Raw genomic sequence first — 23,807 nt, 5'->3', positions numbered from 1 at the left:
CGCGCCCCTGAGGTGGTGCAACGTCCTTACGCCAGACCCGCGAGCAGGTCGGCGACAGCCTTGCGGCGGCCCGTGTAGAACGGGACCTCCTCGCGCACGTGCAGGCGGGCGCGGCTCGCGCGGAGGTGGCGCATGAGGTCGACGATGCGGTAGAGCTCGTCCGCCTCGAAGGCGAGGAGCCACTCGTAGTCGCCGAGCGCGAAGGACGCGACCGTGTTGGCGCGCACGTCCGGGTAGCCGCGGGCCATCTTGCCGTGCTCGGCCAGCAGCTCGCGACGCTCCGCGTCTTCGAGCAGGTACCAGTCGTACGAGCGCACGAACGGGTACACGCAGATGTACTCACGCGGCGTCTCGTCCGCGAGGAACGCCGGGATGTGCGACTTGTTGAACTCCGCGGGGCGGTGCAGCGCCATGTTCGACCAGACCGGCTCCATGCGGCGGCCCAGCTCCGTGCGGCGGAAGCGGTTGTACGCCTCCTGCAGGTTGTCGCTGTTCTCGGAGTGCCACCAGATCATCAGGTCGGCGTCGGCGCGCAGGCCCGAGACGTCGTAGGTGCCGCGGACGGTGACGTCCTTCTCGGCGAGCTGCGCGAACAGCTCCTCGACCTCGGCGCCCATCGCGCCGCGGTCGTCCGGCAGCACGTCCTTGAGGCGGAACACCGACCACAGGGTGTAACGGATGACGTCGTTCAGCTCGCGAGCCTTCGGCTTCGCCTTCTCGGTGTGCTCAGTGTGCTGGTCACTCATGGGGACATTCTCTCCCTTGCTCACTCTTCTCCCGACACCAGGTCCGTCGTGACCGTGGCCGCCGCGACCGCCGCTGCCGCGCGCCAGCCGTCGGCGATGCAGGCGGGGATGCCGACGCCGTGGTAGGCCGCCCCGCACAGGGCCAGGCCCGGCAGAGCGGCGATCGCCGACTCGATGCGGGCGACGCGCTGCGGGTGTCCGACGGGGTACTGCGGCAGACCGCCGCGCCAGCGGGTGACCGCCGTCGCGTACGGGGTGGCGGTGATGCCGGCCGCCTCGCGCAGGTCCGCGCGGCTGCGGGCGACGAGCTCGGCGTCGTCGAGGTCGAGCACCGCCTCCTCGCCCTCGCGGCCCAGCGAGGTGCGCAGGACGAAGCTCTCGGGGGCGGCCTTGTCGAGCCAGCCCCACTTGTTGCTGGAGAAGGTCGACGCCTTGATCGCCCGTCCGTCGACCGGCGGGACCAGGAAGCCGCTGCCCGGCAGCGGGCCCAGCTCGGCGCGGTGGAAGGCGAGGGTCACCAGGGCCATGCCCGCGTAGGCGATCTCGCCCAGCTCGGCGGCGGCGTCCGGGGCCAGGTCGGCGAGCAGCCGCGCCGCGACCGGCGCGGGAACCGCCAGCACCACGGCGTCCGCGACCAGTTGCTCGCCGCCCTCGGTGCGGAGCGCCCAGCCGTCGGGCGCGCGGCGCAGCGAGGCGACGGCGGTGTCGGTGCGCAGCTCGGCCCCGGCGGCGCGGCAGGCGTCGGCGACGGCGCCGGGCAGGCGGCCGATGCCGCCGTCGATGCCGGTGAAGACGGGCGCCGGGTTCGGGCTCTGCGCGGCGACGGCCAGCGCCGCGTGCACGCCCTCGACGGCGGAGCGCTCGCGCTGCGCGATGGCGAGCAACTGCGGGACGGCGGCGCTGAGCGAGATCGCGTCCGCGTGCCCGGCGTAGACGCCACCGAGCAGCGGCTCGACGAGCCGGTCCACGATCTCGCGGCCGAGGCGCGCGGCGACGTACTCCCCGACAGCGATGTCCTCGCCGACCTCGGTGCGCGGCAGCGTCGCGTCCTCGGCGGCGCGGGCCAGGCCCTCGGGCGAGACGACGCCCGAGGCGGCGAGGGCGGCGAGGTCGCCGGGGACACCCATCAGATGGCCGGTCGGCATCGGGCGCAGCGCGCCGCGGGTCCAGATCGACGCCTTCGCGGTCGTCGGCGGCTGCAGCGCGTCGCCGAGGCCGACGGCCCGGGCCAGCGTGATCGCCTCCGGCCGCCGCGCCAGCATCGACTCGGCGCCGAGGTCCACGCCGACCCCGCCGACCTCTCCGGACTTCAGCTTGCCGCCGAACCTCGGCGAGGCCTCCAGCAGCGTGACGCGCGCCCGTTCGACCCCGTCGACGACGCCCCGCAGTCGCGCGGCCGCCGCGAGCCCGGCGATCCCGCCGCCGACGACCACCACCTGCGGGAGCGGTCGGGCCTGGTCGGTGGTGGGGGTGTGCGTCGTGCGGTCCATGTCCTTCACTCTCGCACACCGGCTCCGGACCGCTGACCGTGGCCGGAGCTCGATCCTTTCGTTACCGCCTTGTTGACACGGCGTCGGGAACCGCGCCCACAGATCGGGCATCCAATGCGCGAGATCTGTGACGAGGGGAGCGAACACATGCGATCGAGGGACCACAGACGCCGGCTCGGGGCGTCCTTGGCGGCGGCATTCCTGGTGGCAGGACTGGCGCTGACCGGCTGTTCCGAGGCGGGCGGCAGCAACAGCAGCGCCGCGGGGGGAGCCGACCACGCGCCCGGCGCCGCAGCCGCACCCCCGGCGGCGGGGGGTGCGGGCTCGGCGGGGGGTGCGGGCTCGGCGGGGGTGGCGAGTGCGGCCCCCTCGTCCGGGGCATCGGGCGCGGCAGCGGCGGCATCGAACCGGTCCGTCATCTACAGCGGCCAGATCCAGCTGCGCTGCGCGCACGTCGACGCGGCCGTGAAGCAGGCACAGACGCTGGCACAGTCCGTCGGCGGCTACCTCGACTCCGAGCAGGTCGGCGACGCGGCCACGCTGACGTGGAACGTGGGCGACACCCCGGCCGCCTCCACGCTGCCCATCCCCTCGGACGTGTCCGGCGAGGGCGCGCTCATGGTGCTGCGCATCCCGTCGGCGTCGTACGACACCGTCTTCGGGCAGCTCGGCTCGCTCGGCACGGTCCTGGCCCAGCAGCGCTCCAGCCAGGACGTCACCTCGCAGGTCGTCGACCTCGACGCGCGCGTGGCGAGCGAGAAGGCCAGCATCGACCGGCTCACCACGCTGATGAAGCAGGCCGGCTCACTGAGCGACATGATCACCCTGGAGCAGGCGGTCACCTCGCGGGAGTCCGATCTGAACTCCCTGGAGTCCCAGGTCTCGGCGTTGCGCGGCCAGGTCGCCCTGTCGACGGTGACGGTGGAGTTGTTCCAGACGGCGACGCCTCCGCCGCCGGTGAAGCCGAAGACCAACGGCGCGTGGAGCGCGGCAGGGCACGCGCTGGCCTCCGGCTGGCACGCGCTGTACATGGTCGGACGGGGGCTGCTGATCGCTCTCAGCGCGAGCCTGCCGTTCCTGGCGGCGCTGGCCCTGATCCTCTACGGCGCGTACCGCTTCACCCGTCGGGGACGGAAGGACGGGGCAGGCGAGGACTGACAGCAGGGGCGCGAGGAACTGCGTGAGCAACCACCGACGTGCGGATGGCCCTGAACATTGAGGACCATCTGCTCATCAGAGGGGGCACCTCCCGGCCGAAGGCTGGGGGATTGTCGCGCAGTTCCTCGCGCCCCTGTCGGCTATCGCGCCGTCTGCTCGTGCACGTAGGCGGTCAGGCGGGTCAGGGCGTCCGGGTCGGTGGTCGGGTGGACGCCGTGGCCGAGGTTGAAGATGTGGCCGCGGCCGGAGGCCTTCGCGGAGGCGAGGACCTCGTCCGTCTTCTGACGGACGGCGGACTCGGGGGCGAACAGCACCGTCGGGTCCAGGTTGCCCTGGAGCGGCTTGGTGCCGCCGATCCGGCGGGCCGCCTCCTCCAGCGGGACGCGCCAGTCGACGCCGACGACGTCCGCGCCGGCCTCGCTCATCAGGCCCAGCAGCTCGCCGGTGCCCACGCCGAAGTGGATCCGCGGGACGCCGTAGGAGGCGACCTCCGCGAACACCTTCTGCGAGGCGGGGAGCACGGAGCGACGGTAGTCGTCCGGCGCCAGCCCGCCCGCCCAGGAGTCGAAGAGCTGGACGACCGAGGCCCCGGCCTCGATCTGCACCTTGAGGAATCCGGCCGTGATGACGGCGAGGCGGTCGACCAGCTCGGCCCACAGCTCCGGGTCGCCGTACATCATGGCCTTGGTGTTCTCGTACGTGCGCGACGGGCCGCCCTCGACGAGGTAGCTGGCCAGCGTGTACGGCGCGCCGGCGAAGCCGATCAGCGGCTTCTCGCCGAGCTCGGCGACGAGCAGGCCGATGGCCTCGGTGACGTAGGGGACGTCCGAGGGCTCCAGCGGACGCAGCTGCGCGAGGTCCTCGCGGCTGCGCACGGGGCGGGCGATCACGGGGCCGACACCCGGCTTGATGTCCAGGTCGACGCCGATGGCCTTGAGCGGCACCACGATGTCGCTGTAGTAGACGGCCGCGTCCACGTCGTGCCGGCGGACCGGCTGCAGGGTGATCTCCTTGACCAGCTCCGGCATCATGCAGGAGTCCAGCATCGCGATGCCCTCGCGGACCTTGCGGAACTCGGGAAGCGAACGGCCGGCCTGGCGCATGAACCAGACCGGGGTGTGCTGGACCTCCTCCCCTCGGCACGCGCGCATGAACGCGGAGTCGTACGTCGGGCTGTTGCTCTTGCTGCTCTCGCTCTCGGTCACGCTGAAATCTTCGCACGCTCGAAGCGGCGCTCTTCCGTGGTGTCTGCGCTGCGGGGACGAGCCGGGCGCATAGTCTTCCGGCATGGCTGGGGTGAACGGCGGAAAGCCGAGGCACGAGGGCGGATCCGCGTTCGGTGACGGGGGGACCGGGGAGCAGGGCGTTCCCGAGGCGTTCCGTGCCGCGGTCGCGGAGCTGCTCGGTACCCGGCTGCGGCCGGAGCTCACGCTCGGGGAGACTCCGGCGCCGCGTCGTCTCGCCCCCTACGCCCACGCGTTGACCGCGACCGTCGAGGCCGACGGCGAGGAACTGGCCGACGGCCGCCTGGTGCTGCTGTACGACCCCTCCGGACACGAGGCCTGGCAGGGCGAGTTCCGGCTGGTCTCGCTGACGCAGGCGGAGCTGGAGCGGGAGATCGCGGACGACCCGCTGCTGGCGGAGGTCGGCTGGTCCTGGCTGACGGATGCGCTGGAGCAGTTCGGCTGTTCCTACACCGAGCCCAGCGGCACGGTCTCGCGCGCGTACTCGCAGTACTTCGGCGGCATGGCGGACCGCCCGTCCAGCACCGAGATCGAGATCCGGGCGTCGTGGACGCCGGTCGCGCGCGGTGACGGCGGGCTCAACCTGGGCGCGCACCTGCGCGCCTGGGGCGAGCTGCTGTGCCAGTGCGCGGGCCTGCCGCCGTCCCCGCTGCCCCTGCCCGCTCCCGGGGCGCTGGGCGCGCCGTCGACGGGCGTGACCGCGCCGGTGAGCAGCGTCGTGCCGATGCCGACGCGGCGCCAGCCGCGTGGCGGGGCGTGAGGTTTCTTCTTCCCGTTCAGGTGAAGGTTCGTCACCTTCGGCGTACGCTGGGGAATCCCATTTCGGACATTTGGGTCAGGTGTTCGGCGTGTCGACCGCTTTTGATCACTTTCGGGTGACTTAGGCTCAATCGAGCTGAACAAAATATCCGAACTGCCCGATTTGCCCCTCACTCAATCGTGATCATTCGCTAAAGCCGGGCACCGATGGTGCCGAAGCAGACAGTGACCCTCTTCCCGGCACCTCACCACAGGAGGCCTGGTGTCCGTTCTCCTTGAGCACCCCGCAAACATGGTCGCCTACCGTCCGACGAAGCCCACCGCCATGGTGGTCATCGCGGACCCGCGCGTTCGCTCCACGGTCACCCGGCATCTCTGGGCCCTGGGAGTGCGCGACGTGATCGAGGCCTCGTCCCTCGCAGAGGCCCGGCCACGCGTCGGCACCCCTCGTGACATCTGTGTCGCCGACGTCCACCTCCCCGACGGCTCCGGCCTCGCCATCCTGGCCGAGACGCGCGCCGCGGGCTGGCCCAACGGCCTCGCGCTCTCCGCCGCCGACGACATCGGCGCGGTCCGCAGCGCGCTCGCCAGCGGCGTCAAGGGCTACGTCGTGACCGGCACCCGGATCGGCAACGGCGTTCCGCAGCGCCCGGGCATGAACGGCGTCCCGGCGCTGCGTCCGGGCCTGCCCGGCGCCGCGTCGCACATGCGGCGTCCGGGCCTGCCCGGGGCGCAGCTGCCGCCGGGCGCCGCGCCCGGCATGCAGCAGGCCGCGGCGGCCGCGCAGGGCGCGCCCGCGCCGCAGGCGTACCGCGAGCTCTCCGGCCGCGAGGTCGAGGTGCTGCGGCTGGTCGCCGAGGGGCAGTCCAACAAGGCGATCGGTGTCGCCATGGGGCTCTCCGCACTGACCGTCAAGTCCCACTTGGCCCGCATCGCCCGCAAGCTGGGCACGGGCGACCGCGCCGGCATGGTCGCCGTCGCTCTCCGCACCGGCATCATCCACTAGCGGAACGTTTCCCCTCTGGGAGCCCCAGGGGCGCGAGGAACTGCGCGACAAGCCACCCGAGGTGGTGAGTCCCGGATCGAGCAGGGCCATCCGCACGCGGGTGGTTGCTCGCGCAGTTCCCCGCGCCCCTCGGCGTTGCCTCGTCCCCGGTGCGCATGTGTGCACGTGCGGAAGGTCATCCACCGGCTGCGGGCGTAGTCTTTCTTCCGTGACCGACGCCCGTGAAGACGCCATCGACAGAGCTGACAACGATGCCCACGGGCAGGTAATCAACGCGGTCCCCCTGCTCGAGCCCAGCGAGGGCATCCCGCCCGTCGTCGCCGACGCCGAAACGCTCGCCGACATCGTCGCCCGCTTCGCGAACGGTCACGGCCCCGTCGCCATCGACGCCGAGCGTGCCTCCGGCTACCGCTACGGCCAGCGCGCCTACCTGGTGCAGCTGCGGCGCGAAGGTGCCGGCAGCACGTTGATCGACCCGGTCGGCTGCCCGGACCTGTCCGAGCTCGGCGCGGTCCTCGCCGACACCGAGTGGGTGCTGCACGCCGCCAACCAGGACCTTCCGTGCCTCGCGGAGCTGGGCATGCGGCCGACCCGGCTGTTCGACACCGAGCTCGCCGGGCGTCTCGCGGGCTTCCCGCGCGTCGGCCTCGGGCCGATGGTGGAGAACGTGCTGGGGCTGAGCCTGGAGAAGGGCCACTCCGCCGTCGACTGGTCCACGCGCCCGCTGCCCGAGCCGTGGCTGCGTTACGCCGCGCTCGACGTGGAGGTCCTGGTCGAGCTGCGGGACGCGCTGGAGCAGGAGCTGACCGAGCAGGGCAAGCTGGAGTGGGCGCAGCAGGAGTTCGCCGCCATCGTCGCCGCTCCCCCGCCGCCGCCGCGCGTCGACCCGTGGCGGCGGACCTCCGGCGTGCACAAGGTGCGCCGCCGCCGGCAGCTCGCCGCCGTGCGGGAGATGTGGCAGGTGCGCGACCGGATCGCGCGGGAGCGCGACGTCTCCCCGGGACGGGTGCTCTCCGACGCCGCGATCGTCGCCGCCGCGCTGGCGATGCCGAGCTCCATCGCCGGGCTGCAGGCCGTGTCCGGCTTCGGACCGCGGGTGCACCGGCGCGCGCTGGAGCAGTGGATAGCCGCGATCGAAGCCGCCCGCGAGGTGCCGGAGGCCCAGCTGCCGCCCACGACCGCCGCGCACGAGGGCCCGCCGCCGCCGCGTGCCTGGGCCGACAAGGACCCCCTGGCCGCGGCCCGGCTCTCCGCCGCCCGCGCCGCGGTGACCTCGCTCGCGGAGAAGCTGCACCTGCCGCAGGAGAACCTGGTCACCCCCGAGCTGGTGCGCCGCCTCGCCTGGGCACCGCCCACCCGCGTCACCGCCGAGTCGGTCGCGGACGCGCTCACCGCGCTGGGCGCCCGGACCTGGCAGGTCGAGCTGGTCTCCCCGGTGATCGCCAAAGCCTTCGTGACGGCGAAGGTGATCCCCGGCGTGAACCCGAACGGGCTCGGGGCGAACGGCTCCACGAGCGGCTCGGCCAACCGCGCGGCCAACGGCTCGGCGACCGGCTCGGCCGTCGGCTTCGCCAGGGAGTGACCCACGGCTCATCCCTCCCCTCCTTGGCGCGTTGGTTACTGGCGGGTAGCATCACTCTCGGGACGTTCGCCGTTCCGCTGTGACCACACCGTGCCCGCCGCGAACGGGCGCTTGGGAGGAGAGCCACCGTGCCTCGTACCGCGAGGGACGTCGTCTTCGTCGACGGCGTCCGCACCCCCTTCGGCAAGGCCGGCCCCAAGGGCATCTACGCCGAGACCCGCGCCGACGACCTGGTGATCAAGGCGATCCGGGAGCTCATGCGCCGGAACCCGAACCTGGACCCGGCCCTCGTGGACGAGGTCGCGATCGCCGCCACCACCCAGATCGGCGACCAGGGCCTGACCCTCGGCCGCTCGGCCGCACTGCTGGCCGGCCTGCCCAAGACCGTCCCGGGCTACTCGATCGACCGCATGTGCGCCGGCGCGATGACCGCCGTGACGTCCGTGGCCGGTGGCATCGCCTTCGGTGCCTACGACATCGCCCTCGCCGGCGGCGTCGAGCACATGGGCCGTCACCCCATGGGTGAGGGCGTGGACCCCAACCCGCGCTTCCTGTCCGAGAAGCTGGTCGACGAGTCCGCCCTGTTCATGGGCATGACCGCGGAGAACCTGCACGACCGGTTCCCGCACCTGACCAAGGAGCGCTGCGACGAGTACGCCGTCCGCAGCCAGGAGAAGGCCGCCAAGGCCTACGCCGACAACAACATCCAGCCCGACCTGGTGCCGGTGGCCATCCGCCGCACCGACCCGGCGGGCGGCGAGACCGGCTGGGGCCTGGCCACCGCCGACGAGCCGATGCGCCCGGGCACCACGCTGGAGTCGCTGACGGGCCTCAAGACCCCGTTCCGCCCGCACGGCCGGATCACCGCCGGCAACGCGGCCGGTCTGAACGACGGCGCCACCGCCTCCCTGATCGCCGCCGAGGACGTCGCGCGCGAGCTGGGCCTGCCGGTCAAGATGCGCATGGTCTCCTACGCCTTCGTCGGCGTGGAGCCCGAGGTCATGGGCATCGGCCCGGTCCCGGCCACCGAGAAGGCGCTGGCCAAGGCCGGTCTGACGATCGCCGACATCGGCGCGTTCGAGATCAACGAGGCCTTCGCCATCCAGGTCCTGTCCATGCTGGACCACTTCGGCATCGCGGACGACGACGAGCGGGTCAACCCGTTCGGCGGCGCGATCGCCTTCGGCCACCCGCTGGCCTCCTCCGGCGTGCGCCTGATGACGCAGCTGGCCCGCCGCTTCGAGCAGCGTCCGGACGTCCGTTACGGCCTCACCTCCATGTGCATCGGCATGGGCATGGGCGCGACGGTCATCTGGGAGAACCCGCACTTCGACGGTCACGGGAGCAAGTGATGACGACCACCACCGAGCAGCTGCTCAAGGCTCACGAGCTGTTCCCGGACGAGGTCGTGACGACCGCTCACGTGCGCCACCTCGACCTGCCGCTGGGTGCCGGGCGCTTCGCGCTGATCACCCTGGACAACGGCTTCGACCACACCAAGCCGACCACCTTCGGCCCGGGCTCCCTCGCCAAGCTGAACGAGGCGCTGGACCAGGTCGAGCGTGAGGCCGCGGCCGGCGAGATCGTCGCCGTCGGGATCACCGGCAAGCCGTTCATCTTCGCGGTCGGCGCCGACCTCAAGGGCGTCGAGGTGCTCAAGGAGCACAGCGACGCGCTGGCCATCGGCAAGGGCGGCCACGACGTCTTCAAGCGGATCGCGGCCCTGCCCGTCCCGTCCTTCGCCTTCTACAACGGCGCGGCGATGGGCGGCGGCGTCGAGGTCGGCCTGCACTGCACCTACCGCACCGTCAGCAGCGGCCTGCCGGCCTTCTCGCTGCCGGAGTGCTTCCTGGGCCTGGTCCCGGGCTGGGGCGGCTGCACGCTGCTGCCGAACCTGATCGGCGCGGGCAAGGCCGTCCAGGTCATCATCGAGAACTCGATGGCCCAGAACAAGCAGCTCAAGGGCAAGGACGTCTTCGAGCTCGGCATCGCCGACGCGATCTTCGAGCCGGCCGACTTCGTCGAGCAGTCGCTGCTGTGGACCGCTCAGGTCCTCACCGGCGCCGTCACGGTGGAGCGTCCGGAGATCGACCGCGGCCAGGCCTGGGACGACGCCGTGGCCTGGGGCCGCGCCGTCGTCGACGGCAAGGTCCACGGCGCGGCTCCGGCCCCCTACCGGGCGCTGGACATCATCGCCCAGGTCAAGGACGGCGACCTGCAGGCGGGCTTCGACGCCGAGGACGCCGCCCTCGCCGACCTGATCATGGGTGACGAGCTGCGTGCCGGCATCTACTCGTTCAACCTGGTCCAGAAGCGCGGCAAGCGCCCGGCCGGCGCGCCGGACAAGGCGCTGGCCCGCCCGGTCACCAAGGTCGGCGTCGTCGGCGCCGGTCTGATGGCCTCGCAGCTGGCGCTGCTGTTCGCCCGCCGCCTCCAGGTGCCGGTCGTCCTCACGGACATCGACCAGGAGCGCATCGACAAGGGCGTCGGCTACGTCCACGGCGAGATCGACAAGCTGCTCGCCAAGGGCCGCGTCAACGGCGACAACGCGAACCGCCTCAAGGGCCTGGTCACCGGCTCGCTCGACAAGGCCGCGGCCTTCGGCGACGCGGACTTCGTGATCGAGGCCGTGTTCGAGGAGATGGGCGTCAAGCAGCAGGTCTTCGCCGAGGTCGAGGCCGTGGTCTCGCCCACCTGCATCCTGGCGACCAACACCTCCTCGCTGTCCGTCAGCGAGATGGCCTCGAAGCTGGAGCACCCCGAGCGGGTCGTCGGCTTCCACTTCTTCAACCCGGTCGCGGTCCTGCCGCTGCTGGAGATCGTCCGCGGGGAGCAGACCGACGACGCGTCGCTCGCGACCGCGTTCGGCGTCGCGAAGAAGCTGAAGAAGACCGCCGTTCTGGTCAAGGACGCCCCGGCGTTCGTCGTGAACCGGATTCTCACCCGTTTCATGGGCGAGATCCAGCAGATCATCGACGAGGGCACCCCGATCGCCGTCGCCGAGAAGGGCGTGGAGCCGCTCGGTCTGCCGATGTCCCCGATCGTGCTGCTGGAGCTGGTCGGCCCGGCCATCGCCCTGCACGTGTCGGAGACCCTGCACCACGCCTTCCCGGAGCGCTTCTTCGTCTCCGAGAACCTGGCCCGCGTGGTCCAGGCCGGCAAGCGCGGCTTCTACACCTGGGCGTCGGGCCAGCAGGAGCTGGACCCCGAGGTCGTGGCGCTGCTCCAGCAGGGCGACAAGGTCCTCACCGAGGAGCAGGTCCGCGAGCGCGCGCTGGGCGCGGTGGCGCAGGAGATCCAGCTCATGCTGGACGAGGACGTCGTCGCCGAGGCGCAGGACGTCGACCTCTGCCTGATCACGGGCGCGGGCTGGCCGTTCCACCTGGGCGGCATCACCCCGTACCTGGACCGCGAGGGCGTCTCCGAGCGGGTCAACGGCAGGCGTTTCCTCGCCCAGGGCGTCGCGAGCGTCCCGGCGTAAGGCGGTAGCCAACGCCGAAGGGCGGCTCTCCCGAGTGATCGGGAGAGCCGCCCTTCGGCATTCGTGGCACCACGTGAAGGGGCGCGAGGAACTGCGCGACAAGCCACTGATGAGCAGAAGGTCCGGGGCGCGCAGGGCCGTCCGCATGCCGGTGGTTGCTCGCGCAGTTCCCCGCGCAGTTCCCCGCGCCCCTGGGGAGGTGCCTAGTGGGCCGACGCCGAAGCGGTGGCCGTCGGCTTCTTCGTGCTCTTCTTCGGCTTCGCCGAAGCGCTCGCCGACAGCGACGGCGCCGGCGTGGTCGGGGCGGCCGCCGGCGTCGGGGTGGCGCCGTTGGTGACCGCGATGGACGGGAGGTCCGCCGAGGTCGGGGTGGCCTGGACGGCGGCTGCGAGGACGCGGTCCTGCAGCTCCTTCGGGGTGAGGGACAGCGTCGAGGAGATGACCGCCTGCGCCTGCGCCTCGTTGGTGTTCGTCTGGTCCACCAGCATCGTCAGGACCGGGCCCGGACCGAAGTTCCCCGCGGTGAAGGCCTTGTTCGAGTCCTGCACCCAGACCTTGTGGTCACCGTTGTCCACACAGGCGCGGAACACGTCGGTGTCCAGCTCCTTGACCTTCTTGGCCAGCGTGATCAGGTGGCTCTTGGAGCCGAACGCGTCGTCCGACTCGGCCGGCTGGTTGTTCAGCAGCACCGCGCGGAAGTCCGCGAACTTCTTCGCGTCCAGCGCACAGCCCAGCGCGTTGCCGGCCTGGAGCGAGCCGCTGCCGCCCTGGGCCGCGTCGACGCCCGTGGTCTCGCGGTAGTAGACGTTCGCCACGCCGGAGGCGACCAGCTGGCGCAGGGTCGCGCCGTAGGTGTTCTCGAAGGCCAGCGTGGCCGGGTCCCGCATGTCCTCGTAGACGGTCAGGGTGACCGCGGCGTGGCCCCACTGCGGCACCGCCAGCGCGCTGGCGCCGGTCGCGCCCGCGGGCGGCGCCAGCTGGGTCTCCTTGTGGGCCCGCACGACGGAGCCGATCACTCCCGCGACCACGAAGATCGCGACAACCATGCCGCCGGCCGTCAGCCAGCGCCGCCACGGCGTCTTGCGAACCGACACTCCCGCCGGCTCCTGCGGGCTCTTGTCCGTGGAGCTGTTCACTGCCACCTGTCCTCGACTACTCGGTCCCTGCTGGGGGTCCCGTACCCGCCTGCTCGCCGGCTCGGTTGTTCGCTGCGGCGGATCACCAGGCGGAGGGACGGGGGTCAGCCTCTCATGCGAACCTGAGAAGACTTCAACCGGATCACCGGCTGACGGGCGCGTAGCCGGTAGAGAACGGCGCCCCCGACGGCGCCGATCCGCTCGTACCGCGCGGCGAGCAGATCCCTGATCGGCGGGACGGCCGCCGGGGCGTAGGGAGCCCCCTGGGAGTCGTCCACGACGAGCGCGGGCGGGTGGTCCCTCATCTCGCGCTCGAAGGTCGCCCAGGAGCCCGCCACGGCCCTCTGGACGCTCACCCCCTTGCCGTCCCGGCCCCCGGCGAAGTTGGTGAGCAGCCCGGCCGTCAGGTAGCGGCTGGCGGGCGCGCGGTCGGCGAGCCAGTAGATCTCCGGATGCATGCCCCAGACGAGCACGCTCTGGTCCGGTGTGCTGTTCGCGTCGACCGCCCGTGCGACGGCCTGCACGCGCCGCACCGGCTGGGTGGAGACGGTCAGCCCGAGTGTGACGAACACCGCGGCGGCGACGGCCGTCCACGCGAGCGCCGCCCGCGTCCACCGCGGCGAGCCCGCGCGGTGCAGCGCGGAGGCGCAGAGCAGCGCCAGCGGCGGGACGAGCTGGAGGTAGTAGTGCCCGAAGAAGTGGAAGCCGACCGCGACGCCGACCGCCGAGCCACCGAGCCAGAGCCAGAGGTCGGCGTCCTCGCGGAGCGAGGCGCGCAGGGAGGCGCGCAGCTGCCGGGTGAGCAGGATCAACGCCGGGACGGCGGCCGCGAGCAGGATCGCGGCGTTGCCGCCCGCGCGGCCGAGGGCGGTGGCCCAGGCGCCGTCGAGTGAGGCGTAGTCGCCGGAGCCGGAGACGACCCAGAAGAGGAAGTTCCCCGGGCCGGTCAGCAGCGCGAGCCCGGCGACGGGGACGACGAAGGCGAGCAGCAGCCGGGTGAGGGCGGCGGGGCGCCGGTCGGTGCGCCACAGCAGGAACAGGACCGGGAGCAGCACCACTCCCCCCGTCTGCTTCACCATCGCGGCGAGGGCGACGGCGAGGCCGGCACCGAGCCAGCGCCCGCGGTCGGCGCACCAGAACGCTGCGGCGGTGGCGGGGAGCATGAAGACCTCGAAGGTCGCCGCCTGGGCGTCCTCGGGCGCCAGCGAGACGCTGAGCAGGGCGGTGAGCACGCCCGCCACGGTCCCCGCACCCCAGCGCCGCCGGGCGACGGACGCGACGAGCAGTGCGGTGACCAGGGTGGCCACGACCGCGAGGACGCGCAACGGCCACAGCGAGTCCGAGCCGAAGAGCGCGAACGCGCCCTGGTACAGCCACGGCAGCAGCGGCGGCTTGCGGTCCACGACGTCGACGTAGAGCGTCCCGCCGTGCCCCAGCATCCGCGCCTCGGTGGCGAGGTAGCCCTCGTCGGGGTTCCAGAACGGTCGCACGAACGACGGCAACCGGGTCAGCAGGACCACGGCGAGGAGGAGGCACACGAAAGGGGCGCGGGACCCTGCCCATACGTGGCTCCGCCGCGGGGCGCGGACAACCACCCTGCGCGGATGGCCCTGCACGTCGGGGGCCATCCGCTCATCAGTGGTTTCTCGCGTCCCGCGGCGGAGCCGCATATCAGCCCTGCCCCGCGCCCCTGGAGAGTGCACCTGACTCGTGTGCCAGAACTCAGAGCACCGTCGCCGGGTCCAGGGAGACCTTGGCGACCAGCGCGGCCGCCTTCTGTGCCACGCCGTCGGGCGTCAGGCCGATCTCGCCCAGGATCTCGTCGCGGCTCGCGTGGTCGAGGAACTCCTGCGGGATGCCCAGATCCCGCAGCGGGACGTCCACGCCCGCGTCGCGCAGGGCCTGCGCGATCGTCGCGCCGACGCCGCCGACGCGGCCGTTGTCCTCGACCGTGATCACGGCGCGGTGCCGCGCCGCGAGGGGGGCGAGCTCGGGGTCGACCGGCTTGACCCAGCGGGGGTCGACGACGGTGGCGGCGATGCCCTGCGCGGCGAGCTTCTCCGCCGCGTCGAGGCAGGTCTGCGCCATCGCGCCGACGGAGACGATGAGCACGTCCGCGTCCGCGCCGCCGTCGCGCAGCACGTCCATGCCGCCGACCCGGCCGACGGCCGGGATCGCGGGGCCGACGCTGCCCTTGGAGTAGCGCACGACCGTCGGCGCGTCCTCGACCGCGACGGCCTCGCGCAGCTGCGCGCGCAGCTGGTCGGCGTCGCGCGGGGAGGCCAGCCGCAGGCCGGGCACGACCTGGAGGATCGACATGTCCCACATGCCGTTGTGCGAGGCGCCGTCGGTGCCGGTGACACCGGCGCGGTCCAGCACGAACGTCACGCCGCACCGGTGCAGCGCCACGTCCATCAGGACCTGGTCGAAGGCGCGGTTCAGGAACGTCGCGTAGACGGCGACGACGGGGTGCAGGCCGCCGGTGGCCAGGCCCGCCGCGGAGACCGCTGCGTGCTGCTCGGCGATGCCGACGTCGTAGATGCGGTCCGGGAACTCCTTGGCGAAGGGCGCCAGACCGACGGGGTGCAGCATCGCGGCGGTGATGCCGACGACGTCGGTGCGCTCCCGCCCGATGGCGACCATCTCCTCGCCGAAGACCGAGGTCCAGTCCTGGCCGGCGGTCTTCACCGGGAGACCGGTGTCGGGGTGGATGACGGGGACCGCGTGGAAGCGGTCCTCCTCGTTCTGCTCGGCGGCGCGGTAGCCGCGGCCCTTCTGGGTCAGGCAGTGGACGATGACCGGCCCGCCGAAGCCCTTGGCGCGCTTGAGCGCCGACTCGAGGGCGGAGACGTCGTGGCCGTCGATCGGGCCGACGTACTTGAGGCCGAGGTCCTCGAACATGCCCTGCGGGGCGATGAAGTCCTTCAGGCCCTTCTTGGCGCCGTGCAGGGTCTCGAACAGCGACTGGCCGACGACCGGGGTGCGCTGGAGCGCGTCCTTGCCCCAGGACAGGAAGCGCTCGTAGCCCTGGGTGGTGCGCAGGGTGGCGAGGTGGTTGGCCAGGCCGCCGATGGTCGGCGAGTAGGAGCGCTCGTTGTCGTTGACGACGATGATCACCGGGCGGTCGCTCTCGGCGATGTTGTTGAGCGCCTCCCAGGCCATTCCGCCGGTCAGCGCGCCGTCGCCGATGACGGCGACGACGGTGCGGTCGGTGTGGCCGAGCCGCTCGTTGGCCTTGGCCAGACCGTCGGCGTAACCCAGCACGGTGGAGGCGTGCGAGTTCTCGATCACGTCGTGCTCGGACTCGGCGCGCGAGGGGTAGCCGGACAGGCCGCCCTTGATGCGCAGGCGGCTGAAGTCCTGACGGCCGGTGAGGATCTTGTGGACGTAGGACTGGTGTCCGGTGTCGAAGAGGATCCGGTCCTTCGGCGACTCGAAGACGCGGTGCAGCGCGATGGTCAGCTCGACGACGCCCAGGTTGGGGCCGAGGTGGCCACCCGTCTTGGAGACCTCCTCGACCAGGAAGCCGCGGATCTCCTCGGCCAGTACGGCCAGCTGTCCCGGGCTGAGACGGTCAAGATCGCGCGGTCCCCGAATGCGGGTCAGCAGGGCCACCCGTTCCTCCTCTGTCACTGTCCGGCGCCGGGCTTCTTCGCCCGCCGCCTCGTCCCACCCGGGCGGCCGTGGACGCCCAAGTCCGCTCAGTCTAGTTGTCCCCTGCGGACGCGCGACCGCCCGGCACCGGAGCGGTATCGGTGCCGGGCGGTCATTTTGCGTTCCGTCAGCCCCGTGACCGGCTCTCCCCCTCAAGAGAGCCGTTCACGTTGCGGAGGGCCGACGGCGCTTTCGTTCGTCCGTTCGGACGACGTCACGCCTTCCGGCGTGTCAGGCGCGACCCGAGGACTTCTGGGTGCGGCGCGAGAGGGAGTCCACGACCACGGCGGCGAGGAGGACGACGCCCATGATCATGTACTGGATGTCGAGGTTCAGGCCCAGCATGTAGAGACCGGCCTGGATCGACGAGATGACCAGCATGCCGAGGAGGGCCGACCAGACCCGGCCGCGCCCACCGAAGAGGCTGGTGCCGCCGATGACGGCCGCGGCGATGGCCATCATCAGGTTGTTCGGGTCGGCGCCCGCCTGGCCGGCGGCGCTGGTCGTGGCCGCGATGGCCAGACCACCGAGGGCCGCGAAGGTGCCGGAGATCGCGTAGACCGAGATCCGGATGGCGGAGACCGAGATACCGGCACGACGGCTGGCCTCGATGTTGCCACCGACCGCGAAGATCTTGCGGCCGTAGCTCGTGCGGCGCAGCACGAAGTCGGCGATGATCAGCAGCGCCAGGAAGACCACCAGCGCGTTCGGCACGCCGCGGTCCTGGTTCAGCACGTAGGCCGCGCCGAAGGCGCCGACCGCCAGCAGGACCGTGCGCAGCGCGATCTCGCTGGTCGGGCGGAACGGGACACCGGCCGAACGGCGTCGGCCCTGCTCCAGGAAGCTGCTGACCGCCAGCGCGGCGGTCGCGAGGGTGGCCAGGATGTAGCCGCCGGCGATGTCCCCGCCCATGAAGAAGGAGTTGCCGGAGAAGAAGTGGTTCAGGCCGGTGTCGGGGAGGTTGATCGTGCCGGAGGAGCCGAGCAGCCAGAGCATGACGCCCTGCCAGCCGAGGAAGCCCGCCAGGGTGACCACGAACGCGGGCACGCCGATCTTGGCGAAGATCCAGCCCTGGAGGGCACCGATCAGCGCGCCGCCGACCAGCGTCGCCAGCACGGCCAGCCACGGGTTCATCCCGTGGTTGACCGAGAGCACCGCGAAGAGCGCGGCGGCCAGGCCGCTGACCGCGCCGACCGAGAGGTCGATCTCGCCCAGCAGCAGCACGAAGACCAGGCCGAGCGAGAGCAGGCCGACGCCGACCATGTAGTAGGCGACGAAGGTGCCCGTGGTCGCGGCGAAGTACTTGCCGTCGTTGAGGCTGAAGACCGCCCAGATGACGATCAGTCCGATGACGACCGGCAGCGAACCGAGGTCGCCGCCGCGGACCTTGCGCTTGAACTCGTCGAGGTAGCCCGCCAGGCCGGCCTCGCGCTGGAGCAGCCGGGGGTCGACCGCCGGGGTGGGGGCGGACGCGGGGGTCTTGATGTCGTTGCTCACTTCGCTGCCTCCGCCGTGCGCGCCGCGCGCCGGGTCACCGCGTTCTCGGTGGCGCCGGTGATGGCGGCGATGATGGTCTCCTGCGTGGTCTGCTGCACGGGGAAGGTGCCGTTGTTCTTCCCGAGGCGCAGGACCGCGACGGTGTCCGCGACGGCGCGGACGTCGGCCATGTTGTGGCTGATCAGGATGACGCCGAGGTTGCGCGCCCGCAGCCGCTCGACCAGGTCGAGGACCTGGGCGGTCTGCTCGACGCCGAGGGCGGCGGTGGGCTCGTCGAGGATGACGACCTTCGGGTCGCCGATCAGCGAACGGGCGATCGCGACGACCTGCCGCTGACCGCCGGAGAGCGAGGCGATCGGGATGCGGACGGACGGGATGCGGATGGACAGGGTGTCCAGCAGCTCGCGCGCCTTCTTCTCCATGGCCACCTCGTCGAGGGTGCCGCGGCGCTTCAGCTCACGCCCGAGGAACAGGTTGGCGACCACGTCGAGGTTGTCGGCCAGGGCGAGGTCCTGGTAGACGGTCGCCACGCCGAGGTGCTGGGCGTCCTGCGGCCGGCTGATGTCGACCGGGCGCCCCTCCCACTCGATGACGCCCTCGTCGATGGGGTGAACCCCCGCGATGGTCTTGACCAGGGTGGACTTACCGGCGCCGTTGTCACCGACAAGCGCCACCACCTCTCCGGCGTGGACCTCCAACTCGACGTCGGTCAGCGCCTGGACGGCACCGAACCGCTTGGAGACTCCGCGCAACGCCAGTACGGGCGCGCTTGTCACGTGAACCAACTCCTTCTTCCCACCCGGTGCCTCGGGTGGGATGCCGCGCCGTCCCCAGCGCCTGCGAGGTCGTGCGTCATGCCTTCGAATGTGAATGTGCCGCACCCGTCCGCGCAGGGGAATCCCCTGCGCGGACGGACGACTGATGTTTCGTCAGGCCTACTGCAGGCCCGCGGCCGTGCACGCGGTCGCGAAGTCCGCGGTGCAGATCTGCGCGACGGTGTAGAGGCCGTCCGCGACGACGGTGTCCTTGATGTTCGCCTTGGTCAGCAGGACCGGGGTGAGCAGGTCCGACGGAACCGAGTCGCCGGAGCCGCTGACCTTGGTGGCGCTGGCGACGGAGGTGATGGACTGACCGTTCAGCAGGTCCACGGCCAGCTGCGCGGCGGCCTCGGCCTCCGGCTTGTAGGCCTTGTAGACGGTGTAGGACTGGGTGCCGGCCACGATGCGCTGCACCGCGTCGAGCTGGGCGTCCTGGCCACCGATCGGGGCCTTGACACCCGCGTTCTTCATCGAGGTGACGATACCGGCGGCCATGCCGTCGTTCGCCGAGTAGACGCCCGCGACGTTCTTCGCGCCGATCTGGTTGAAGGCGGCGGTGGCCTTCTGCGCGGCCACGTCGGGCTTCCACAGACCGGAGGCGTCGTAGGCGATGTCCACCTTGCCGGCGACGGCGGTGGTGAAGCCCTTCTTGAAGTCGGCGGCGTTCGGGTCGGCCGAGTCACCGTCGATCTCCACGACCTTGGCGGTCGGGGTGGCGGCGGAGCCCATGGCGGTGAGCAGGCCCTGGCCCTGGAGCTCGCCGACCTTCTCGTTGTCGAAGGAGACGTACGCGTCGACCGGGCCCTGGGCCAGACGGTCGTAGGCCACGACCTTGATGCCCTTGGCCTTGGCGGCCTGGACCGAGGACTTGATCTGGGCGGAGTCCTGCGCGTCGATGACGAGGACCTTGACGCCCGCGTTGATCATCGTCTGGACCTGCTGCGCCTGGGTCTGGGCGCTGCCGCCCGCGTTGGCGTACTGGACCGTGGCGTTCGGAGCGAGCTCCTTGACCTTGGCCTCGAAGAGCGGCTTGTCGAACTGCTCGTACCGGGTGGTGGTGTTCTCCGGGAGCAGCAGGCCGATGACCTGGGAGCCGCCGGCGGCCGAGCTGGAGGAAGAAGAAGAGCTGGCAGTGCTGCTGCCGGCCTTGCCACAAGCGGCCAGGCCCAGGGCGATCGAGACGGCGGTGGTCGCCACGACCGCGGTGCGCAGAGTGCTGTTCATCGTTTGGGGTGCCTCCCTGACGCGGTCGCCACTTTGCGACCGAGGTGGGAGGAGTCAACCCCGCACACCCGGTTGGCGTCAATAATTAAAGTCGACGAACAGCTGATCCGAATCCTTTCGTTATCTTCCTGAAGACATGGCGGCGATCAGGTCCCCGGAATCCGGACGTCAGGCCGTCGGCAATGCGTTGGAATCGCCCATTTCGGACATGATCAACGCCAAGGCTCCAAGAACCTCGGCCCGTCCGCCGAGCGTGCCGGGCACCACGGAGAGCTGCCGGGCGGCGCTCGGGATCGCGTAGCGGGCGACCGACTCCCTTATCGGGTCCAGCACCAGGTCCCCGGCCTCGGCCAGGTCGCCGCCGAGGATGATCCGGCGCGGGTTGAGCAGGTTGCAGAGGTTGGCGACACCCGTGCCGATCTGACGCCCGGCGTCCGCGATCACGCGGCGGCAGCCGAGATCGCCGCGCTGGGCGAGCTGCACCACCTTGGGCATGGTGAGGTCCACGCCGTGGCTCTGCTGGAGAAGGCCGAGGATGTGGCGGGCGCCGACGAAGGTCTCCAGGCAGCCGCGGTTGCCACAGCGGCAGACCGGGCCCGCCTCGTCGAGGGTGATGTGCCCGATCTCGCCGGCGGTGCCGCCCGGGCCGCGGTAGATCTGACCGGAGATCACCAGACCGGCGCCGACACCGCTGGAGACCTTGATGTAGGCGAGGTCCGAGAGCCCCCGGCCCGCACCCCAGACAAGCTCGCCCAGCGCGCCCAGGTTGGCGTCGTTGTCGACGAGCACCGGCATGCCGAGGCGGCGCGACAGCTCCTGCGCCGGCGCGATGCCCGTCCAGCCCGGCAGGATCGCGGTCGACCCGAGCGCGCCGGTCTCCACGTCGATCGGGCCGGGGACGCCGAGCCCGACGCCGATGACCTTCTCGGCCGGGAAGCCGGTCTGCTCCAGCAGCCGGGCGACCAGCTGCTCGGTCCGGCCGAAGCCCTGCTCGGCGGAGGCGTCGGTGTCGATCGGCTCGCTCTCCTCCGCGAGCACCCGGTGGGCGAGGTTGCCGATGGCGACACGCAGGTGCGAGTGGCCGAAGTCGACACCGACGACGATGCCCGCGTCGGCGCTGAGCGAGACGCTGCGGGCGCGGCGGCCGCCGGAGGAGGTGGGCGTGACCACGACCGTCCCGGCCTCGCTGAGCTCGCGGACGATGTTGGACACCGTCGCGGCGGAGAGCCCCGTGCTGCGGGCGATCTCGGCCTGGGTCAGCGATCCGGCCATCCGGACGGCCCGGAGCACACGCTCCAGGTTGGCCCGGTGCAGCGACGACTGTGAACCCGGCGTTTCCACGGACATGATCGATCCATCCTCACCACCGCGACCTTGCGGTGGAGCCCTCGTTACGGCCTCAGCCCTGGCTTGGCTTCGCCCTTGAATACAACTTCTGAAGTTCAAGCAGAGCCAATGGGGTGAACTCATGTCAAGGCTGAACAGAAACTGATGCGCCAAACGTTGCCGAATCGCGGCCAGCACCGGCCTGACCTGGGCCGCCGCAGGCGAAGGCGCGCCCTGCGTTCAGGCGTCACCACGCGGGCCAGGGACAGATGAACCATGCCATGAACATGAGAACTACTCATGTCAGAGGCTCGCCAAGCGTGGGGGGCATCAGGCAGAGTGGCCCCATGCACGTTCCCGCCCCCGCCCCGGGCACCGTCCGCCGTCGGCCCGTGCAGCGACGGAGCCAGGAGCGCTTCGACCGGATCCTCGACGTCAGCGCGCAGTTGCTCGACGAGGTCGGCTACATGGCGTTGACCACCAAGGAGGTGGCCCGCCGGGCGGGCGTGCCGATCGGTACGCTCTACCAGTTCTTCACCGGCGTCGACGGCCTGCTGGGCGCGCTCGCGGAGCGCAACCTCGAACACTTCATGGACCGCCTGACCCGGCGGATGGAGGCCGAGCGCCCCTCCGACATCACCACCATGGTCGATCTGGCCGTGGAGGAGTACGTCGCGATGCACCGCTCCGTCCCCGGCTTCGGCGTCGTCGACTTCGGCGCGGTCGGTCGCGAGGACTCCCGCAGCGTGCATCTGCTGGACTCGGTCCTGGAGAACAACGCGGCCGTCGCCGACCGTCTCTGGGCCCTCCTCGGCGACCTCATCGGCGGCGAGGACCGCGCCGCCGCGCGCGTCTCCCTGCACGTCGCCCTGGAATGCGCCGACGCGGTCCTCCGCCTCGCCTTCCGGCAGGACCCGGAGGGCGACCCGGTCCTGATCGCGGAGTGCAAGAAGCTGCTCCGGGGCTACCTGTCCGCGTAGCGGTTCCCCCCGCGTCCCCCGCTCCCCCGGCGCTTGCCCGGCGCTTCCTCGGCGTCTCCTTGCCGGACAACGGTTCGGCGTCAGTGCGCCCAGCCGGGGCCGAGGCGGGATCCGCGCGTGAACCCAGGCCGTCCAAAGGAGAGTTGGGACACAAGGGGGAGACGTGAACGGATCAGTCGGTCGACGGTGGTCGCTGGCCGCGGCGGCGCTGGCGGGGGTCTGCGGGCTCACCGCGCTGCCCGCCACGCAGCAGCAGGCGGTGGCGGAGACCAGCACGGCGGCGCACGCGGGAACGGCTGCGACGGGCGGGACCGCCACCGGTTACTGCCTCGTGCCCACGCCCGCGTCGTGGCGGAAGGCGATCGAGAAGGGCGCGCTCGGCAAGGTTCCCGGGACGGTCACCCGGACCGTCGCCGTCTCGCCCGGCCGGTGGCGCCGGTTCGCGCTGCTCGGCGTCGGGAACACCACGCGCTTGGTGGAGATGCGGGCCGCCTCGACCGCGTACAAGGTGATCGCCTCGTATCCGTCGGGCATCGACTCCGGCGCGGGCTTCCAGCTGGCGGCCGCCGACGGCCGCACGGTCGATGCCGCCGCACTTCCGGATCTGCCCCACTGCGCCACCACCCGGTAGCGGCCCGGCCCCTGGCCGCCCGCGGCCAGGGGTCCTCTGCGGTCCGGGGGTCCTCTGCGGTCCGGGGCCCTTTCCGTTCTAGAGGTTCCCGAGGCGGGGAATCACCCGGTCCGCGAAGAGCCGGAGGCTCTCCCAGCCCGTCTCCACGGGGATGCCGCCGCACATCGGGTGGAGCAGCAGGGTGCCCATCGGCCCCTCCTCCGCCGCCACCGCCACGCACTCGTCCGGAGTGAGGCAGCAGTAGACGCCCTCCTCGCGGAGCTGCTCGACGGTCAGCGCCTTGGTCGCCACCGCCGAGCGGATGTCCGCCGTCTGCCAGGAGGCGTACGTCCGCGCCTCGTGCAGGAAGTGCTCGCCCAGCGTCGCCCACGCGCGCTCCGGGTCCTCGGTGCAGTGCACCATGCGGGTGCGCTCCGGCGGCAGCAGGACGAAGCCCTCGTGCCAGTCCGCCGCCTCAGCCAGGGAGGCGTAGTAGTCGACGAGTTCAGGCAGGTAGGCGGCGGTGAAGAGCGGCAGCCGCAGCCGGACCGCGCGACGGACCGCGGCCTTGGAGGAGCCGCCGACGATCAGGGGCGGGTGCGGGGTGGTCAGCGGCGGCGGGGTGAGTCGCACGCTGCGGCCGCGGTACTCGAACTCCTCCCCCGTCCAGGCCGCGAGCAGCGCGGCCAGCACTTCGTCCTGGATCCGCCCGCGCTCCTTCCACTCCACGCCCAGCAGCTCGTACTCGGCCGGCCGGTAGCCGATCCCGGCGACGGTGGTGACGCGTCCCTCGCTGAGGTGGTCCAGCACCGTCAGCTCCTCGGCCAGCCGGAGTGGGTCGTAGAGCGGAGTGATCAGCGCGCACAGCATCATCGGGATGCGGCGGGTGGCCCCGGCGATCGCCGCCGCGGTCAGCGTCGGTGCCGGGCTCCAGCCGTCGGCCGCGCCGTGGTGCTCCTCCAGGGTGATGAGGTCGAAACCGCGCTCCTCGGCGAAGACGGCCATCTCGACGGTGGCGTGGTAGCGGGCGGCGACGTCCTTGCGGTCCAGGCCGGGGGTGACCTGGTTGAAGCGGAGCGTGGTGACCGTCACGGGC

19 protein-coding genes are annotated in these 23,807 nt (G+C 71.8%); 8 read left to right on the top strand and 11 right to left on the bottom strand.

Annotated elements, in window-relative coordinates:
- Positions 1 to 26 precede the first annotated feature (26 nt).
- A complete protein-coding gene (hemQ, locus tag ABH931_RS10975) occupies positions 27 to 746 on the bottom strand; it encodes a hydrogen peroxide-dependent heme synthase (RefSeq protein WP_370112163.1) in 720 nt (239 codons plus the stop codon).
- 20 nt (positions 747 to 766) lie between these two features.
- Positions 767 to 2,236: a protoporphyrinogen oxidase gene (gene hemG, locus ABH931_RS10970; protein ID WP_370112162.1), complete on the bottom strand. Its 1,470-nt coding sequence runs from the start codon at positions 2,234 to 2,236 to the stop codon at positions 767 to 769.
- 147 nt (positions 2,237 to 2,383) lie between these two features.
- Between hemG and ABH931_RS10965 the strand changes: the two genes are divergently transcribed.
- Positions 2,384 to 3,394: a DUF4349 domain-containing protein gene (locus ABH931_RS10965; RefSeq protein WP_370112161.1), complete on the top strand. Its 1,011-nt coding sequence runs from the start codon at positions 2,384 to 2,386 to the stop codon at positions 3,392 to 3,394.
- A gap of 140 nt (positions 3,395 to 3,534) precedes the next feature.
- Here ABH931_RS10965 and hemE read toward each other — a convergent pair whose 3' ends face one another.
- On the bottom strand, positions 3,535 to 4,545 hold the full coding sequence (hemE, locus tag ABH931_RS10960; protein WP_370112213.1) for a uroporphyrinogen decarboxylase: 1,011 nt from the start codon (positions 4,543 to 4,545) through the stop codon (positions 3,535 to 3,537).
- A 136-nt stretch (positions 4,546 to 4,681) separates the two neighbouring features.
- On the opposite strand from hemE, the gene ABH931_RS10955 reads away from it, so the two are divergent.
- From ABH931_RS10955 to ABH931_RS10935, 5 genes are all read left to right on the top strand, one after another.
- Positions 4,682 to 5,398: a DUF3000 domain-containing protein gene (locus ABH931_RS10955; protein ID WP_370112160.1), complete on the top strand. Its 717-nt coding sequence runs from the start codon at positions 4,682 to 4,684 to the stop codon at positions 5,396 to 5,398.
- Positions 5,399 to 5,659: 261 nt separating this feature from the next.
- Positions 5,660 to 6,403 (top strand): LuxR C-terminal-related transcriptional regulator, encoded by a 744-nt coding sequence (locus ABH931_RS10950; protein ID WP_370112159.1) that lies wholly within the window; start codon positions 5,660 to 5,662, stop codon positions 6,401 to 6,403.
- A 208-nt stretch (positions 6,404 to 6,611) separates the two neighbouring features.
- Positions 6,612 to 7,985 carry an HRDC domain-containing protein gene (locus tag ABH931_RS10945; protein WP_370112158.1) on the top strand — a complete coding sequence of 458 codons (1,374 nt, stop codon included), beginning with the start codon at positions 6,612 to 6,614 and terminating at the stop codon, positions 7,983 to 7,985.
- A 128-nt stretch (positions 7,986 to 8,113) separates the two neighbouring features.
- A complete protein-coding gene (locus ABH931_RS10940) occupies positions 8,114 to 9,337 on the top strand; it encodes an acetyl-CoA C-acyltransferase (RefSeq protein WP_370112157.1) in 1,224 nt (407 codons plus the stop codon).
- Positions 9,337 to 11,466, top strand: a complete 2,130-nt coding sequence (locus tag ABH931_RS10935; RefSeq protein ID WP_370112156.1) for a 3-hydroxyacyl-CoA dehydrogenase NAD-binding domain-containing protein — start codon at positions 9,337 to 9,339, stop codon at positions 11,464 to 11,466. The genes ABH931_RS10940 and ABH931_RS10935 overlap by 1 nt, the downstream gene beginning before the upstream one ends.
- A 203-nt stretch (positions 11,467 to 11,669) precedes the next feature.
- Here the strand turns inward: ABH931_RS10935 and ABH931_RS10930 are convergent, their stop codons facing one another.
- The 7 genes from ABH931_RS10930 to ABH931_RS10900 form a co-directional block, all read right to left on the bottom strand.
- Complete coding sequence (locus ABH931_RS10930) at positions 11,670 to 12,602, bottom strand: DsbA family protein (protein ID WP_370112155.1); 933 nt, start codon at positions 12,600 to 12,602, stop codon at positions 11,670 to 11,672.
- A 104-nt stretch (positions 12,603 to 12,706) separates the two neighbouring features.
- Positions 12,707 to 14,140: an ArnT family glycosyltransferase gene (locus ABH931_RS10925; protein ID WP_370112154.1), complete on the bottom strand. Its 1,434-nt coding sequence runs from the start codon at positions 14,138 to 14,140 to the stop codon at positions 12,707 to 12,709.
- Positions 14,141 to 14,324: 184 nt separating this feature from the next.
- Positions 14,325 to 16,217, bottom strand: a complete 1,893-nt coding sequence (dxs, locus tag ABH931_RS10920; protein ID WP_370112153.1) for a 1-deoxy-D-xylulose-5-phosphate synthase — start codon at positions 16,215 to 16,217, stop codon at positions 14,325 to 14,327.
- Positions 16,218 to 16,487: 270 nt separating this feature from the next.
- On the bottom strand, positions 16,488 to 17,753 hold the full coding sequence (locus ABH931_RS10915; protein WP_370112152.1) for a sugar ABC transporter permease: 1,266 nt from the start codon (positions 17,751 to 17,753) through the stop codon (positions 16,488 to 16,490).
- Complete coding sequence (locus tag ABH931_RS10910; RefSeq protein WP_370112151.1) at positions 17,750 to 18,538, bottom strand: ATP-binding cassette domain-containing protein; 789 nt, start codon at positions 18,536 to 18,538, stop codon at positions 17,750 to 17,752. Before ABH931_RS10910 ends, ABH931_RS10915 begins: the two co-directional genes overlap by 4 nt.
- Before the next feature lie 150 nt (positions 18,539 to 18,688).
- Complete coding sequence (locus tag ABH931_RS10905; RefSeq protein WP_370112150.1) at positions 18,689 to 19,795, bottom strand: sugar ABC transporter substrate-binding protein; 1,107 nt, start codon at positions 19,793 to 19,795, stop codon at positions 18,689 to 18,691.
- Between the two features lie 168 nt (positions 19,796 to 19,963).
- The gene (locus ABH931_RS10900; RefSeq protein ID WP_370112212.1) at positions 19,964 to 21,136 is read right to left on the bottom strand and encodes an ROK family protein; all 1,173 of its coding nucleotides are present in this window, start codon (positions 21,134 to 21,136) and stop codon (positions 19,964 to 19,966) included.
- A 332-nt stretch (positions 21,137 to 21,468) separates the two neighbouring features.
- On the opposite strand from ABH931_RS10900, the gene ABH931_RS10895 reads away from it, so the two are divergent.
- Positions 21,469 to 22,101, top strand: a complete 633-nt coding sequence (locus ABH931_RS10895) for a TetR family transcriptional regulator (RefSeq protein ID WP_370112149.1) — start codon at positions 21,469 to 21,471, stop codon at positions 22,099 to 22,101.
- A 163-nt stretch (positions 22,102 to 22,264) separates the two neighbouring features.
- Positions 22,265 to 22,732, top strand: coding sequence for a hypothetical protein (locus tag ABH931_RS10890; protein ID WP_370112148.1), 468 nt, complete (start codon positions 22,265 to 22,267; stop codon positions 22,730 to 22,732).
- A 78-nt stretch (positions 22,733 to 22,810) separates the two neighbouring features.
- Here the strand turns inward: ABH931_RS10890 and ABH931_RS10885 are convergent, their stop codons facing one another.
- Positions 22,811 to 23,803: an LLM class flavin-dependent oxidoreductase gene (locus tag ABH931_RS10885; RefSeq protein ID WP_370112147.1), complete on the bottom strand. Its 993-nt coding sequence runs from the start codon at positions 23,801 to 23,803 to the stop codon at positions 22,811 to 22,813.
- Positions 23,804 to 23,807: the final 4 nt, after the last annotated feature.

It is taken from the genome of Streptacidiphilus sp. MAP12-33, from assembly GCF_041261265.1.
GTDB lineage: Bacteria > Actinomycetota > Actinomycetes > Streptomycetales > Streptomycetaceae > Streptacidiphilus.
The sequence above is the reverse complement of the archived record's forward strand: the minus strand, read 5'-3'. Positions and strand labels throughout refer to the sequence as shown.